14 protein-coding genes are annotated in these 14,786 nt (G+C 66.7%); 6 read left to right on the plus strand and 8 right to left on the minus strand.

The window, feature by feature from the left end:
• Window positions 1–12 precede the first annotated feature (12 nt).
• From alc to HWX25_RS14165, 3 genes are all read left to right on the plus strand, one after another.
• Window positions 13–1,026 carry an allantoicase gene (alc, locus tag HWX25_RS14155; RefSeq protein ID WP_059817694.1) on the plus strand — a complete coding sequence of 338 codons (1,014 nt, stop codon included), beginning with the start codon at window positions 13–15 and terminating at the stop codon, window positions 1,024–1,026.
• Window positions 1,023–1,535 carry an ureidoglycolate lyase gene (locus HWX25_RS14160; protein ID WP_059529590.1) on the plus strand — a complete coding sequence of 171 codons (513 nt, stop codon included), beginning with the start codon at window positions 1,023–1,025 and terminating at the stop codon, window positions 1,533–1,535. Before alc ends, HWX25_RS14160 begins: the two co-directional genes overlap by 4 nt.
• Before the next feature lie 173 nt (window positions 1,536–1,708).
• On the plus strand, window positions 1,709–2,119 hold the full coding sequence (locus HWX25_RS14165) for an ACT domain-containing protein (RefSeq protein WP_059698608.1): 411 nt from the start codon (window positions 1,709–1,711) through the stop codon (window positions 2,117–2,119).
• Between the two features lie 103 nt (window positions 2,120–2,222).
• Here HWX25_RS14165 and HWX25_RS14170 read toward each other — a convergent pair whose 3' ends face one another.
• On the minus strand, window positions 2,223–3,416 hold the full coding sequence (locus HWX25_RS14170) for a urate hydroxylase PuuD (RefSeq protein ID WP_059698607.1): 1,194 nt from the start codon (window positions 3,414–3,416) through the stop codon (window positions 2,223–2,225).
• Window positions 3,417–3,469: 53 nt separating this feature from the next.
• Window positions 3,470–3,823 (minus strand): hydroxyisourate hydrolase, encoded by a 354-nt coding sequence (uraH, locus tag HWX25_RS14175; protein WP_011657188.1) that lies wholly within the window; start codon window positions 3,821–3,823, stop codon window positions 3,470–3,472.
• A gap of 512 nt (window positions 3,824–4,335) precedes the next feature.
• Between uraH and HWX25_RS14180 the strand changes: the two genes are divergently transcribed.
• On the plus strand, window positions 4,336–5,748 hold the full coding sequence (locus HWX25_RS14180) for an 8-oxoguanine deaminase (RefSeq protein WP_059529598.1): 1,413 nt from the start codon (window positions 4,336–4,338) through the stop codon (window positions 5,746–5,748).
• Between the two features lie 140 nt (window positions 5,749–5,888).
• On the opposite strand, the gene HWX25_RS14185 is transcribed toward HWX25_RS14180, so the two are convergent.
• The gene (locus HWX25_RS14185) at window positions 5,889–6,818 is read right to left on the minus strand and encodes a LysR substrate-binding domain-containing protein (protein WP_006762467.1); all 930 of its coding nucleotides are present in this window, start codon (window positions 6,816–6,818) and stop codon (window positions 5,889–5,891) included.
• A gap of 220 nt (window positions 6,819–7,038) precedes the next feature.
• Window positions 7,039–7,248, minus strand: coding sequence for a dodecin (locus HWX25_RS14190; protein WP_006755984.1), 210 nt, complete (start codon window positions 7,246–7,248; stop codon window positions 7,039–7,041).
• 134 nt (window positions 7,249–7,382) lie between these two features.
• Between HWX25_RS14190 and HWX25_RS14195 the strand changes: the two genes are divergently transcribed.
• Window positions 7,383–8,276, plus strand: coding sequence for an NAD(P)-dependent oxidoreductase (locus tag HWX25_RS14195; protein ID WP_175908876.1), 894 nt, complete (start codon window positions 7,383–7,385; stop codon window positions 8,274–8,276).
• A 77-nt stretch (window positions 8,277–8,353) separates the two neighbouring features.
• On the opposite strand, the gene HWX25_RS14200 is transcribed toward HWX25_RS14195, so the two are convergent.
• The 4 genes from HWX25_RS14200 to HWX25_RS14215 form a co-directional block, all read right to left on the minus strand.
• Window positions 8,354–8,800 carry a hypothetical protein gene (locus HWX25_RS14200; RefSeq protein ID WP_027784713.1) on the minus strand — a complete coding sequence of 149 codons (447 nt, stop codon included), beginning with the start codon at window positions 8,798–8,800 and terminating at the stop codon, window positions 8,354–8,356.
• Window positions 8,801–9,131: 331 nt separating this feature from the next.
• The gene (gene mscL, locus HWX25_RS14205) at window positions 9,132–9,563 is read right to left on the minus strand and encodes a large conductance mechanosensitive channel protein MscL (protein WP_034207569.1); all 432 of its coding nucleotides are present in this window, start codon (window positions 9,561–9,563) and stop codon (window positions 9,132–9,134) included.
• A gap of 249 nt (window positions 9,564–9,812) precedes the next feature.
• A complete protein-coding gene (locus HWX25_RS14210; protein ID WP_175908877.1) occupies window positions 9,813–10,994 on the minus strand; it encodes a tetratricopeptide repeat protein in 1,182 nt (393 codons plus the stop codon).
• Between the two features lie 78 nt (window positions 10,995–11,072).
• Window positions 11,073–11,753 carry a PspA/IM30 family protein gene (locus tag HWX25_RS14215; RefSeq protein WP_044843730.1) on the minus strand — a complete coding sequence of 227 codons (681 nt, stop codon included), beginning with the start codon at window positions 11,751–11,753 and terminating at the stop codon, window positions 11,073–11,075.
• A gap of 437 nt (window positions 11,754–12,190) precedes the next feature.
• On the opposite strand from HWX25_RS14215, the gene HWX25_RS14220 reads away from it, so the two are divergent.
• Complete coding sequence (locus tag HWX25_RS14220) at window positions 12,191–14,710, plus strand: penicillin-binding protein 1A (RefSeq protein ID WP_175908878.1); 2,520 nt, start codon at window positions 12,191–12,193, stop codon at window positions 14,708–14,710.
• Window positions 14,711–14,786: the final 76 nt, after the last annotated feature.

Consider the following 14,786-nt stretch of genomic DNA (forward strand, 5'->3'; position numbering starts at 1 on the left):
CAAGGAAACATCATGGCTGTTCCGCTTCTCGATCCCGACGCCCCCGACTTCACGCGGCGCTACGTGAACCTCGCCGACCCGCGCCTCGGTGCGCAGGCGCTCGAGGCCAGCGACGATTTCTTCGCGCCGAAGGACCGGATGCTGAACCCCGAGCCGGCGGTGTTCATCCCCGGCAAGTACGACGACCACGGCAAGTGGATGGACGGCTGGGAGACGCGCCGCAAGCGCACGACGGGCTATGACTGGTGCATCGTCAAGCTCGCGCGGCCGGGCGTGATCAAGGGCTTCGACATCGACACGAGCCACTTCACCGGCAACTTTCCGCCGGCCGCATCGATCGAGGCGGCATACGTGGCCGACGGCGCACCGACGCATGCGACGGAATGGGTCGAGATCGTGCCGTCGACGACGCTGCAGGGCAACAGCCATCACTACGTCGAAGCGCGCGACGCGCGTGCGTTCACGCATCTGCGCGTAAACATCTATCCGGACGGCGGCATCGCGCGCCTGCGCGTGTATGGTCAGCCGCAGCTCGACTGGGCCGGCGCGAGCGCGACCGACCAGTTCGACCTCGCGGCGATGGAAAACGGCGGCTACGTGGTGGCCGCGAACAACCAGCATTTCGGCGTCGCGTCGAACCTGCTGCTGCCGGGCCGCGGCGTGAATATGGGCGATGGCTGGGAAACCCGCCGCCGCCGCGAACCGGGCAACGACTGGGCGATCATCGCGCTCGCGCAGCCCGGCGTGATTCGCAAGATCGAAGTCGATACGGCGTTCTTCAAGGGCAACTATCCGGACCGCTGCTCGATCCAGGCCGCGTACGTGTCGGGCGGCACCGACAGCTCGCTGATCACGCAGTCGATGTTCTGGCCGGTGCTGCTCGGCGAACAGAAGCTGCAGATGGACAAGCAGCATTACTTCGAGCACGAGATCGCATCGCTGGGCCCGGTGACCCATGTGCGCCTGAACATCATTCCGGACGGCGGCGTGTCGCGCCTGCGTCTGTGGGGGACGCTCGACAAATGAAGACGCTCGCAATCGAACCGCTGACCAAGGACGCGTTCGCGCCGTTCGGCGACGTGATCGAAACGGACGGCGCGAAGCAGATTCCGATCAACCTCGGCACGACGATCCGCTTTCACGATCTCGCGAAGGTCGACGTGACCGACGAAGATGGCCGCACGCTCGTCAATCTGTTCCGCGGCCAGCCGCGCACGCTGCCGTTCGAGGTGAAGATGCTCGAGCGCCATCCGCTCGGCAGCCAGGCGTTCGTGCCGCTGAACGACCAGCCGTATCTCGTCGTCGTCGCGCCGGCGGGCGATCTCGATCCGTCGAAGATCCGCGCGTTCGTGACGAGCGGGTGGCAGGGCGTGAACTACGCGAAGGGCGTGTGGCATCACCCGCTGATCGCGCTCGGCGGCGTCAGCGACTTCATCGTCGTCGATCGCGGCGGCGACGGCCTGAATCTGAACGAGCAGGACCTGCAGGAATCGCTATGGCTCACCGAGGACGCGCTGGATGCACTGACGGCCTGAGCAGCATTTCGGCAGTACCGTTTCACCGAAGAGACCCGCGCGATCTGCGCGGGTTTTTTTATGCTCGCCGCGCGCACAGGCCCATGACGTTGCCGCTACGTCGAAGACGTCGATCGCGTGCTATCGTGCCCGCATCGCCACCGCACGACGCCCGGTTCCCGGGCCGTACCACGATGAGCCAACCTGAAAACGACCTCGCGATCCTGCTGCGCACGATGCAGCCCGAACTGCATCGCGGTGCGTTCGCGTTCGTCGCGCTGCCGGCCGATGCCGACATATCGTTATCCGAAGCGATTGCAACGTTCCGCGAAACGGAAGGCATGACCGTCGTCGTCGACGAGGAAACGGCCGCGCGTCGCGGCTGGCCGGTGCTGTTCCGCGCCGCGTGGATCACGCTGACGGTGCATTCGGACCTCGCGGCGGTCGGCCTGACGGCCGCGTTCGCGAGCGCCCTCGGCGCGGCCGGCATCAGCTGCAACGTGATGGCCGCCGCGTATCACGATCACATCTTCGTGCCGTTCGACGACGGCCCGCGCGCGCTCGATGCGCTCGTCGCGCTGCAGCGCGACGCGATGCGGAGCTAGCGGGAGACACGTTCCGCGCGGGCAAAAAAAACGGGCCCGTTTCCGGGCCCGCGAACGGAGAGGACTGCACCGACCAACCAACCGGCGGCCGGCGCAGGGCGGCTTACTTGACCGCGCCACCCTCGAACCAGGCGGCGAGCTTCACGCGCTCGTCGTCGGTCATGTGCGTGACGTTGCCGATCGGCATCGCCTTCAGGCGCACGGCCTGTTCGTAGATGCGTTGCGCGTTCTTCGACACCTCGTCCGGCGTGTCGAACATCACGCCGGCGGGCGCGCTGCCCATCAGCGTCGGCTTCGACGAGTGGCACTCGACGCAGCGCTGCTGCAGGATCGGCATGATGTCGTTGATCACGATCTTCGGTGCGTTCGCCGCCTGCGCTTCCGGTGCGACCGGCTTCGGCATCGTCCACACCAGTGCGCCCGACAGCAGCGCGACGCCGCCGATCGGCAGGTACCACAGCTGCTTGCCGCGGTGACGCATCACGAAGAACTGACGGATCAGCGCGCCGGCCAGCATGATCAGCACAAGCACGACCCAGTTGAACTTGTTCGTGTACGTCATCGCATAGTGGTTCGACAGCATCGCGAACACGACCGGCAGCGTGAAATACGTGTTGTGCACCGAACGCTGCTTGCCGCGCTTGCCGTAGATCGGGTTCGGCTCTTCGCCCTTGAGCATCTTGTCGACCATCTTGCGCTGGCCCGGGATGATCACGAAGAACACGTTCGCCGACATGATCGTCGCGAGCATCGCGCCGACGATCAGGTATGCCGCACGGCCCGAGAAGATGTGGCACGCGAGGTACGCGGCGACGACGACGTAGAGGCCGACGCAGATGCCCAGCACGCGATCGTTGGTGCCGAGGATGCGGCACAGCGAGTCGTAGACGATCCAGCCGGCCGCGAGGAAGCCGAGGGCGGACGCGACGGCGACCACGGGGCCCATGTCGAGCACGCTCTTGTCGATCAGATACGTGTTCGGTGCGAGCAGGTACAGCACGAAGAACAGCGAGAAGCCCGACAGCCAGGTCGTGTACGACGGCCACTTCGACCAGTGCAGGTCATCCGGCATTTCCGGCGGGGCGACCGTGTACTTCTGCATGTTGTAGAAACCGCCGCCGTGGACGTGCCACAGCTCGCCGAACACGCCGCGCTTGCGCTGGTTCGCGTCGGTCGGCGGTTTCAGGCTGTTGTCGAGCGCGACGAAATAGAAGGACTCGCCGATCCACGCAATGGCGACGATGACGTGCAGCCATCGCAGCGCGAGGTTCAGCCAGTCGGTGATGAAGCCTTCCATGAAACTCCTCCAGACTCAGATCGTTGTCTTTGATGCGGGCGCCGATGCGTGTGTCAGCTGCCGCGATAGGTGCTGTACGACCACGGCGACACGAGCAGCGGCACGTGGTAGTGCGATGCGGTGTCGGCGATGCCGAAGCGCAGCACGACGCGGTCGACGAAGCGGGGTTCGGGCACCTTCACGCCGAGCGACGCGAAGTAGTCGCCGGCATGGAACACGAGTTCGTATTCGCCGGCGGCGAGCGCGGCGCCTTCGAGCAGGGGTTCGTCGCAGCGGCCGTCGCTATTGGTCAGCACGGTCTTGATCGCGCGGCGCGATTCGCCGTCCAGCGCGTAGAGGTCCACCTTGATGGCAGCGCCGGGGCGACCGTGTGCCGTATCGAGTACGTGGGTAGTGAGCTTTCCCATTCGCAATTGTCCTTGTGTGAATGCGAGGTTCGGCGGCGACTCGATCCATTGACTGGGCGGCGGATCGAGGCTCCACGTCACGTGGCTACATACCCGTCGGCGAGATTGAAGCGAGCGCCGTGCAGGCATTGTAAAAAGGTTCCCCGCGCAAATACGGGCGCGATATCAAAGATAATGCGCCGCGCATGAACCGCTGTCGACGCCCCGCCGGAAGCCGCCGGCGGCCCGGGATTCCGGCGTCTGCCGGGGCCGCGTGCGGCGTACCATATCGAAACCGTGAAGCGCGGTATTCCGGATCGCGCATTGTGCGTTGCGCGCGGTTGGGCGATGCTCCGGCCGTGCGCGTCGGGCCGTGGGCCCGCGCGTACCCCGAAGACGGCATTCACGCCGGGTAACCGGGCCAGCGCGTTCGAACGGACGCAGGCACCGGGGCGTGCCGCGAATCAGCGTTCGAACGGCCTTGTGACGGTCTCCGGGAGCGGCTCCCGGGGGCAGAACGACGCGGAGAACGCATGAACCTCGAGCAGCACGCCGGCGCACGCGCGCCGCACCCATCCTCATCCCGCCCGACGACCCTGCTGGTCAAGCACGCCGACGTGCTCGTGACCATGGACGACACGCGCCGCGAATTGCGCGACGCGGGCCTCTATATCGAAGACAACCGGATCGTCGCGGTCGGCCCGAGCGCCGAGCTGCCCGATACCGCCGACGAAGTGCTCGACCTGCGCGGCCACCTCGTGATCCCGGGGCTCGTGAACACGCATCACCACATGTACCAGAGCCTCACGCGCGCGGTGCCGGCTGCGCAGAACGCCGAGCTGTTCGGCTGGCTCACGAACCTGTATCGGATCTGGGCGCACCTGACGCCCGAGATGATCGAGGTGTCGACGCTGACCGCGATGGCCGAGCTGCTGCAGTCGGGCTGCACGACATCGAGCGATCATCTGTACATCTATCCGAACGGCAGCCGGCTCGACGACAGCATCGGCGCCGCGCAGCGAATCGGCATGCGCTTTCACGCGAGCCGCGGCGCGATGAGCGTCGGCCAGCGCGACGGCGGGCTGCCGCCCGATTCGGTCGTCGAGCGCGAGCCCGACATCCTGCGCGACGCGCAGCGCCTGATCGAGACCTATCACGACGAAGGCCGCTACGCGATGCTGCGGGTAGTCGTCGCGCCGTGCTCGCCGTTCTCGGTGAGCCGCGGCCTGATGCGCGACGCGGCCGTTCTGGCACGCGACTACGGCGTGTCGCTGCACACGCACCTGGCCGAGAACGTCAACGACATAGCGTACAGCCGCGAGAAGTTCGGGATGACGCCTGCCGAATACGCGGAAGATCTCGGCTGGGTCGGCCACGACGTATGGCACGCGCACTGCGTGCAGCTCGACGATGCGGGCATCGGCCTGTTCGCGCGCACCGGCACCGGCGTGGCGCACTGTCCATGTTCGAACATGCGGCTCGCGTCGGGTATCGCGCCGGTGAAGAAGATGCGTCTCGCGGGTGTGCCGGTCGGGCTCGGCGTCGACGGTTCCGCGTCGAACGACGGCGCGCAGATGGTCGCGGAAGTGCGGCAGGCGCTGCTGCTGCAGCGGGTCGGTTTCGGGCCCGACGCGATGACCGCGCGCGAGGCGCTCGAGATCGCGACGCTGGGCGGCGCGAAGGTGCTGAACCGCGACGACATCGGCGCGCTGAAGCCCGGCATGGCCGCGGACTTCGCCGCATTCGACCTGCGCCAGCCGCTGTTCGCGGGCGCGCTGCACGATCCGGTCGCGGCGCTCGTGTTCTGCGCGCCGTCGCAGACGGCGTACACGGTGGTGAACGGGAAGGTGGTGGTGCGGGAAGGGCGGCTCGCGACGCTCGACCTGCCGCCGGTCATCGAGCGTCACAACGCGCTGGCGCAGGCACTTGTGGAGGCGTCGCGCTGACGCATCGATGTGAAGGTCGCGCCGCGCGCCGCGAGTCGGGCGTGCGGCGACGGCCGTGGCAGCCACATGCCACATGCCACATGCCATGATCGCACCGGGCCGCACCGCGACGGCATGGCCGGCGCGTGCGTCGTGCGCGCTTACGCCTCGATCAGCGTGCGGGTTGCTTCAGCGACGAGGCTGCGCAGCCAGCGCACCTCGTCGGAGTAGTGGCAGCGTTCGTGCCACAGCTGGTAATACTGCATAGGCGGAAAGTCGAGCGGCGCCGGCACGACCGACAGCGGCAGGAACTTCGCGTAGTGATCGGCGAACAGGCGCGTCGTCGTGAAGATCAGGTCGGACTTCACCAGCACGTACGGCGCGAGGTTGAAGTACGGCAGCGTGACGACCACGTGACGCTTGAGCCGTTCGCGCGCGAGATGCACGTCGATCGCGCCGCGCTGGCCGACCGAGTACGGCGTCGGCGCGAGATGCGGCGCGTTCAGGTACTGGTCGAGCGTGAGCCCGCCGCGCTTCGCGAACGGGTGCGTGTTGCTCATCAGGCAGACGATTTCGTCGACGAACAGGTTCGACAGGTGCAATTGCTCGGGCGGCTCGGGCCAGTTCCCGACGACGATGTCGAGCTTGCCGTCTTCCAGCGCGAGCTCGTAGTCGAATGCGGGGCCGAGCGAGTGGAACTCGAGCGTCGCGTTCGGTGCCGCCTGGCGGAAGCGTTCGACGACGGTCGGCACGAACAGCACGTTCAGGTAGTCGGGGCAGCCGATCCGGTAGCAGCGGATCGACGTGGCCGGGTCGAAATTGTGCTGCTGGAACTTGATGCGCTCGATTTCGCGCAGTGCGTTCTGCACCGGCTCGAGCAGGCGCAATCCGTATTCGGTCGGAACCATGCCGGACTTGCCGCGCACGAGCAGCGGGTCGCCGGTGATGTCGCGCAGGCGCCGCAGTGCGGCGCTGATCGCCGGTTGCGACTGGTTCAGTTTGACGGCCGCGCGCGTGACGCTGCGCTCCATCAACAAGGTGTGCAAGACGCGCAAGAGGTACGTGTCGATCGCCTCGCGTTGCTGACTCATGATTTCTCCAGTTTATATGGCTGGGCTGATCGAGGGGTGATGTGGGTATATGGTTTTTAATATGAACGAAAGTCAGCGTCAAGAGATGGATACCCGCAGACGCGCGTCGGCCCGGCCTCGCGAAGGGGCTGAAAGGGGCGTGATGCGGGTGGGCGCGGCACCGCGCGGATGCGCATTGCACGCATCCGGTGGCAAGGGCACCGCGCGTGACGCGCGTGCGTCAGTCGTCGATGCGCATGCCGACTTTCAGCGTGACCTGCCAGTGGATGACCTGGTCGCCTTCGATGTGGCCGCGCGTTTCGGTGACCTGGAACCAGTGCAGGTTGTGCAGCGTCTTGCCGGCTTTCGAGATCGCGTTGCGGATGGCGTCGTCGCACGATTGCCGCGACGAACCGGTCAGTTCGATCAGCTTGTAGACGTGGTCGCTCATGATGCGCTCCCTGGGATGTCGGTGTGTGCGCCGGCGCAAGCGGCGGGCCCGAGACGGCGCCGTGCGTGTCCGGCTTCTTGAGTGATAGGTATGATGGGCGGCAAGTGCAACCCCAATTGGAGACGAGGAACATCGTGGAAGTCGGATTTTGCGGACCGGGATTGATGGGCGCGCCGATGATTCGGCATTTGCTGGCGGCGGGCCATCGGGTCAGCGTATGGAACCGGACGCGCGCCAAGGCCGAGGCGCTTGAAAAGGATGGTGCGCAGGTGGTCGACACGCCGCGCGAACTGGCCGAGCGCGTCGACACGGTGTTCGTGTGCGTGCTCGACGGCCACGCGGTCGGCGACGTTGCGTTCGGCGAGCACGGGCTCCTTGCCGGCGATGCGAATGCGCGCCGCCTGAAGCGCATCGTCGATCATTCGAGCATTCCGCCTGCGGCGACGCGCGACTACGCGGCGCGTGCGACCGCGCTCGGCGTCGGCTGGATCGACGCGCCGGTGTCGGGCGGCGTGCCCGGCGCGCAGGCCGGCACGCTCGCGGTAATGGCGGGCGGCGGCGCGGCCGACCTCGACGCGGTGCGGCCGCTGATCGACACCTACGCGTCGCGCATCACGCACATGGGCGACGCGGGCGCGGGCCAGACCGCGAAACTCTGCAACCAGGCGATCGTCACCGCGACGGTGACCGCGATTGCGGAAGCGGTCGGCCTCGCCCAGGCGAGCGGCATCGACGCTGCGCGTCTGGCCGACGCACTGGCGGGCGGGTGGGCCGATTCGGTGCTGCTGCAGACCTTCGTGCCGCGCATGACGTCAGGCGGTCATCCGCCGATCGGCGCGCTGAGCACGTTCCAGAAGGACGTCGACGCGATCGCCGACGCCGCGCGCGACACCGGCGCGGTGATGCCCGTGTCGGCCACGGTGCAGCAGGTGCTCCGGCTGGGCGCCGCGCAGGGGCTCGCCGGTGCCGATTTCGCCGCGTTCATCGACATCGTCCGGCCCGGCAACGGGCGCGCGACGGCGCGGTGATCGCGCGGCGACGGTGAAGCGGGAAGTCTGAATGGCCGATGGGCCGCCCGGAGGCGGCCCATCGTGTCGGTGTCGGTTCAGCCGAGGGAGCGCGGTGTCGTATCGCCGGCGTTCTGGCGTCCGAGGCCGCCGCGCAGGCTCGCCTTCGTGCCTGCACCAAATTCGGGCAGGATGCGCGCACGGGCGCGGCTCGCGAACACGAGGAAGCCGAAGCCGTTCGCCTCGTACCAGTACCCCCCGTTCTCGAGGCCGTCGAGCGGTTGCTCGAGTGCGTTGGCGATCGATTCGATGCAGCGCTTGCGCAGTTCGGCGATGGCCGGATAGGGCGGCTGAGCGCCGCGTACGCTGCACAGGAGCACGTCGAGGCCGGGCAGCACATGCGCATAGAGGACGGGCTCGTCCTGCGCACGGGCGCGGGCAATCTTGGTGTCGAGCTGCGCGAACGGTTTCGAGTGGCGCAATACCGCGAGGAACGACTCCTGGCCGTCCTGTTGCGCACGTCGACGTTTTTTCGGGAAGGACATAAACACTCGCCTCAAAAACAATTGCAAGAAATGCGGCACTTTCATGCGACCCACTCCCGGCTATGTACGCCGCATGTCGATCCTTTATAGCACACGAAAATGCTGCACTCGTGCGGTACGACGATCAATGTCTCCCGTCGACCCGCTTGCCACGATGATCGACACAGCCAGCGTCTTGGCGCCCGTACTGTCGTTTAGTCTCCATCATAGACCTGCTTTTCCCGCGCGTGCATTCGCGCGTCACAAAAAAGTGAGACAGGCCGCGCACGGCGCGCGCCCATGAAAAAGGCCCGCACTTGGCGGGCCCGGCGGATGCTGCGTTGCGCAGTGCTCAGCGTTGCTTGAGCGAATCGCGGATCTCGCGCAGCAGCACGGTGTCTTCCGGCGTCGCAGCCGGCGCGGCTTCTTCAGGCTTGCGCAGCTTGTTGATGAATTTCACCATCAGGAAGATGATGAACGCGAGGATCACGAAATTGATCGCCACGGTGATGAACGAGCCGTAGCCGAATGCGGCGACGCCCGCGGCCTGCAGGTCCTTGAACGAATCGGGATTACCCTTGAACGACGGAGGGATGGTGCCGAGCAGAACGAACTTGTTCGAGAAATCCAGACCGCCCGTCAGCACGCCGATGACCGGCATGATGAGGTCTTTCACGACCGAGTCGACGATCTTCGAGAATGCGCCACCGATGATCACGCCGACGGCGAGATCCATCACATTGCCTTTGACGGCGAACTCCTTGAATTCCTTGATTATGCTCATGAGCGGCTTTCTCCTGGTTGGGCGAGGGGAGGCGTGCCGCGACGCGCAGGGCTGCGAAGCGTCTGGCGGGTCGGAGGGGGATCGGAGGCACGCCGATGGCCGCATGATAGCGAACGTGCCCCATTGCCGGTAGCCCATCTTGAAATGATTAACAAATCACGGACGGGGCCGGCGCGAGCGGAAATGAAAGGAAGCGCGGTGTGAGGGAGCGGGCGCGGCGCGATGCGTCGACGCCCGCGTGTGCACGGCTCAGGTGTTGTCGTCGGTCCAGCCGTCGTCGTTGCTGCCGAGATCGACGCCGCCACCGCCACCGCCGTTGCCGTCGCTCCAGTTCGAGCTGTCGCCGCGGCCGAAGTCGAAGCCCGGATCGTTGTTCTCCTGGCGCCGGCGCTGGTCGTCGACGATCACGTCGCGTTCGACCACGCGTTCGCGGCCGCCGGACATCGCCTCGCCGAGCAGCACGCCCGTCAGCAGCCCGCCCATTCCGCCGCCGAAACCACCGCCTTGCTGGACCACGACGGGCGGCTGCTGTTGCGGATACGGCTGCTGCGGGTACGGTTGCTGCTGATATGGCTGGCCTTGCGTGCCGGTCATGCGATCGGCTTCCTGCGCATACACGGAGCCGCCGCCGTTCGCGGGCGCCGCGGGCTGCGCGCTCGGATCGGGGCGGCCCTCGACGCGCGCCTTCACGCTCGCATGGCGCTGTTCGAGTTCGTCGATGCGATACGGCGGCACCGGGTTCTTGCCGTTCGACAGCGTCTCGACGAGCGTGCGTGCATCGGTCTCGATGCCTTCGAGTTCGCCGGTGAGCGCGGCGGCGCCCGGTGCCGTCGACAGCTTCGCGTCGAGTTTCAGCGGACGGATGTCGTTCAGCACGTCGGTCGCGCGCTTCAATTGCGTGCGGCGTTCGTCGTCGGCGCGACTGTTGTCGGCGGAGCGCGCGCGCCGCAACGTCCAGCGCAGCACCAACGCGATGATCGCGACGATCAGCCCGAGGCCGATCCACATGCCGGTCGACGGACCGTGTTTCGCGACCGGCGCGGCGGGCGCGAGCGACGATTGCAACGAACCGGCCTGGGTGGCCGACGGTGCGTTGCCGCCGGTGCGCGCGGCGTCGGCGCGAATGCGCGATTCGGTCTGCGCGAAACGCGACGCGTCGGTGAAGCGCAGTTGCGGATCGAGCGACTTCGCCCGCTGCAGTTGCGCGAGCGCGTCGGACGCGCGGCCTTCGCGGTCCAGCACCTGGGCGTACAGGTAGCGCGCATGCGCATTGTTCGGATGCGCGTCGATGACTTGCGACAGCTGCGTGTCGGCTTGCTGCCAGTTGCGCTGCGCGATCGATTGCTCGACCTGCTGCAGCGACGGGACCGCAAACGCGGCGGACGACAGCAGCATCAGCGAAAGGCCGAGAGCGGCGAGAGATTTCTTCATGGTCGAACCGGGCGCGAGCGCCCGTCTCCTGACGATCGGTGCGCGCCGCGGGCCCGGCGGGCCGCGGCGCGGTTGCCGTTACTGCGCGGGCGTGTCGAGTTGCTTCTTCAGCGCGGCGAGGCGGTCCTCGACCGACGGGCCCTTGTTCAGCGCGGCGAGCTTGTCGTCGAGCGCCTTGCCGCTCGACGTGTCGGCCGAATTCAGGCGGGCGTCCGAGCGCGCGTTCTGCAGCGCGACCTTGTCCTCGAGCTTCTGGAAGTCCTCGGAGAGGTTCTTGCCGCCGATGCCGCCCAGCGCGCTGGCCGCGACGTCCTTCGCCTGCGCGATTTCCTGCTTGGCCTGCAGGATGTTCGAGCGCGCGTTCAGGTCGTTGCGGCGCTGACGCATGTCGGCGATCTGCCCCTTCAGCTTGTCGACCGACGGCTCGAGCGTCGTCAGTTCGGCCGCGAGCGCATCGCGCTCGGCTTCCGCGTTCGACTGCGCGGCGAGCGCCTCGCGTGCGAGCGCTTCGTCGCCGGCCTGCAGCGCGCGCTTCGCGCCGTCTTCGTACTTCTTCACCTTGTCGTCGGCCGCATCGCGCTTGCTGCGCTGGGTCGCGACTTGTGCCTCGATCTCGATCAGCGAATTCTCGGCACGGCCGATGCTGTCGTCGAGCTCCCGCACGATCTGCCGTGCGTCGCGCGACGGATCCTGTACCGAGTCGGCCGCATCGTTCAGCAGGCCTTTGATCGTGCGCGAAACAGAGTCGAAAAGCGACATGAAATCCTCCGTGGTTGAAAGGTGCCGCGTCAGCGGCAATGCCCGTCGCGAATCGGTTCCGACCCGCGTGAGCTGGCGGATATTACACCGCCGGCCCCTTAAATACGGCTTAAGTGCCGGAGTTCAAGCGCGAGGCGTGCGCGGATTTACACCTTTCGCAGCTGAAAGAAACGGCGCGGCACGCACCGGGTTGCGAGTCCATAATAGGCGGAGCATGGCGCCAATACGTTCCGCAATTCACGCTTGTGCGGGAATTTTTACAAAAAATCGCCAAGCCGATCGGTCGATTTCATTAAAATGCGCTGTCACGTCGCGGGAACGGATCGCCGCGCGGCGGGGTCTGTCGACGTGACAGTTGCCACGATGCACCCACTCTGATTCATCCGCTTGCATTTTCCGCATGCGTCCGAGGGCGCCACGCCGCCCGCCATTCCGACATGCCAATTATCAAACGACCGTCTTCTCCTTCCGATCGGAACGAACCTCACTACACGTTGCGCCGTTCGCCGTCGGGAGCCTATTACCCCGATGACGACGACCGCGGCGACGATCGGCGCGCGCAGCGTCGCGGCGGCGGGGGCGGCGATCGCCGTTCGTTCGGCTCGCGCGTCGCGCTGTGGTTCGTCGGCCTGTTCGCGACGCTCGCGATCGTCGGTGCGCTGATCGTCGGCTACGCACTCGTCGTGATGGCACCGCAACTGCCGTCGCTCGACGCGCTGACCAACTACCAGCCGAAGGTGCCGCTGCGCGTGTTTACTGCCGATCACGTGCTGATCGGCGAGTTCGGCGAGGAGCGCCGCAGCCTCGTGCGCTTCCAGGACATTCCCGACGTGATGAAGAAGGCGGTGCTCGCGATCGAGGACTACCGCTTCTACGAGCACGGCGGCGTGGACTTCCTCGGCATCCTGCGCGCGGGCGTCGCCGACCTGATGCACGGCGGCGCGCGCCAGGGCGCGAGCACGATCACGATGCAGGTCGCGCGCAACTTCTTCCTGTCGAGCGAGAAGACGTATACGCGCAAGATCTACGAGATGCTGCTCGCGTACAAGATCGAAAAGGCCCTGACGAAGGACCAGATCCTCGAGCTGTACATGAACCAGATCTACCTGGGCCAGCGCTCGTACGGTTTCGCGGCCGCCGCGCGCGTGTATTTCGGCAAGGACCTGAAGGACATCACGCTCGCGGAAGCGGCGATGCTCGCGGGGCTGCCGAAGGCGCCGTCCGCGTATAACCCGGTCGTCAATCCGAAGCGCGCGAAGGTGCGTCAGGAGTACATCCTGAAGCGCATGCTCGAGATCGGCTACATCACGCAGCCGCAGTACGACCAGGCGGTGAAGGAAGAGATCCACGTGCGCACGCCGGGCAACCAGTACGCGGTGCACGGCGAATACGTCGCCGAGATGGTGCGGCAGATGATGTACCAGCAATACAAGGACGAAACCTATACGCGCGGGCTGACCGTCACGACGACGATCAACTCGGCCGACCAGGAAGCGGCGTACCAGGCCGTGCGTCGCGGCATTCTCGATTACGAGCGCCGCCACGGCTATCGCGGGCCGGAAGGCTCGATCAACCTGCCGGCGGCCGGCGACGATCGAGACGAGGCGATCGACGATGCGCTCGCCGATCACCCGGACAACGGCGACCTGCAGTCTGCGGTGGTGCTGGCCGCGTCGCCGAACGCGGTCGAGGTGCAGTTTGTCGGCGGCGCGACGACGACGATCGGCCCGGCCGGGCTGCGCTTCGTGTCGGCCGCGCTGAGCCCGCGCGCGAACGCGACGCTGCGGATCAAGCCGGGCTCGATCGTGCGGGTGCTGAAGGACGGCAAGGCGGGCTGGCAGGTCGTGCAGCTGCCGCAGGTCGAAGGCGCGCTCGTCGCGATCGCGCCGCAGGACGGTGCGATCCGCTCGCTCGTCGGCGGCTTCGACTTCAACAAGAGCAAGTTCAACCACGTGACGCAGGCGTGGCGCCAGCCGGGTTCGTCGTTCAAGCCGTTCATCTATTCGGCGTCGCTCGACAAGGGCCTCGGACCGGCGACGATCATCAACGATGCGCCGTTGTACTTCCCGCCGAGCGTGCCGGGCGGCACCGCGTGGGAGCCGAAGGACGACGATCAGCCCGACGGTCCGATGTCGATGCGCACGGGCCTGCAGCGTTCGAAGAACCTGGTCTCGATCCGGATCCTCGCGTCGATCGGCACGCAGTACGCGCAGGAGTACGTGACGCAGCGCTTCGGCTTCGATCCGGCGAAGACGCCGCCGTACCTGCCGATGGCGCTGGGTGCCGGCCTCGTGACGCCGCTGCAGCTCGCGACCGGCTACGCGGTGTTCGCGAACGGCGGCTACAAGGTCGATCCGTACCTGATCGCCGAAGTCGACGACGCGCGCGGCCAGCCGCTGCAGAAGTCGCAGCCGGTGATCGCCGGCGGCACCGCGCCGCGCACGATCGAAGGCCGCAACGCATACGTGATGAACAGCCTGCTGCACACGGTCGCGACGGCCGGCACGGGCGCGGGCACCAACGCGCTCGGCCGAAGCGACCTGCAGGGCAAGACGGGTACGACGAACGATGCGAAGGACGGCTGGTTCGCCGGCTATCAGCAGTCGCTCGTCGCCGTCGCCTGGATGGGCTTCGACCAGCCGAAGAGCCTCGGCAGCCGCGAATTCGGCGCGCAGCTCGCGCTGCCGATCTGGGTGAACTACATGCGCACCGCGCTGAACGGCGTGCCCGAGCAGCAGATGCCGATGCCGGACGGGCTGACCTCGATCGACGGCGAGCTTTACTACGCTGATCGCACACCGGGCAACGGCTTCGTCGCGAGCGTGGACATCAACCCGGCCGCGAACGCGATCAGCGCGAACGACGCGCTCGGCTCGGCCGGCTCGGAGGGGCTCGCACCGCCGCCCGTCACGCAGCAGGAGAAGCAGCAGATCATGGACATGTTCCAGAACAAGTAAGCGATACGCGGATGTTTCGCATGCGACGGGCGCCTTCGGGCGCCCGTTTTCTTTTGCGTGTCGCCGTGCGCCGGCG

The organism is Burkholderia sp. BCC1640 (assembly GCF_902833125.1).
In the GTDB taxonomy this organism is placed as follows: domain Bacteria; phylum Pseudomonadota; class Gammaproteobacteria; order Burkholderiales; family Burkholderiaceae; genus Burkholderia; species Burkholderia diffusa.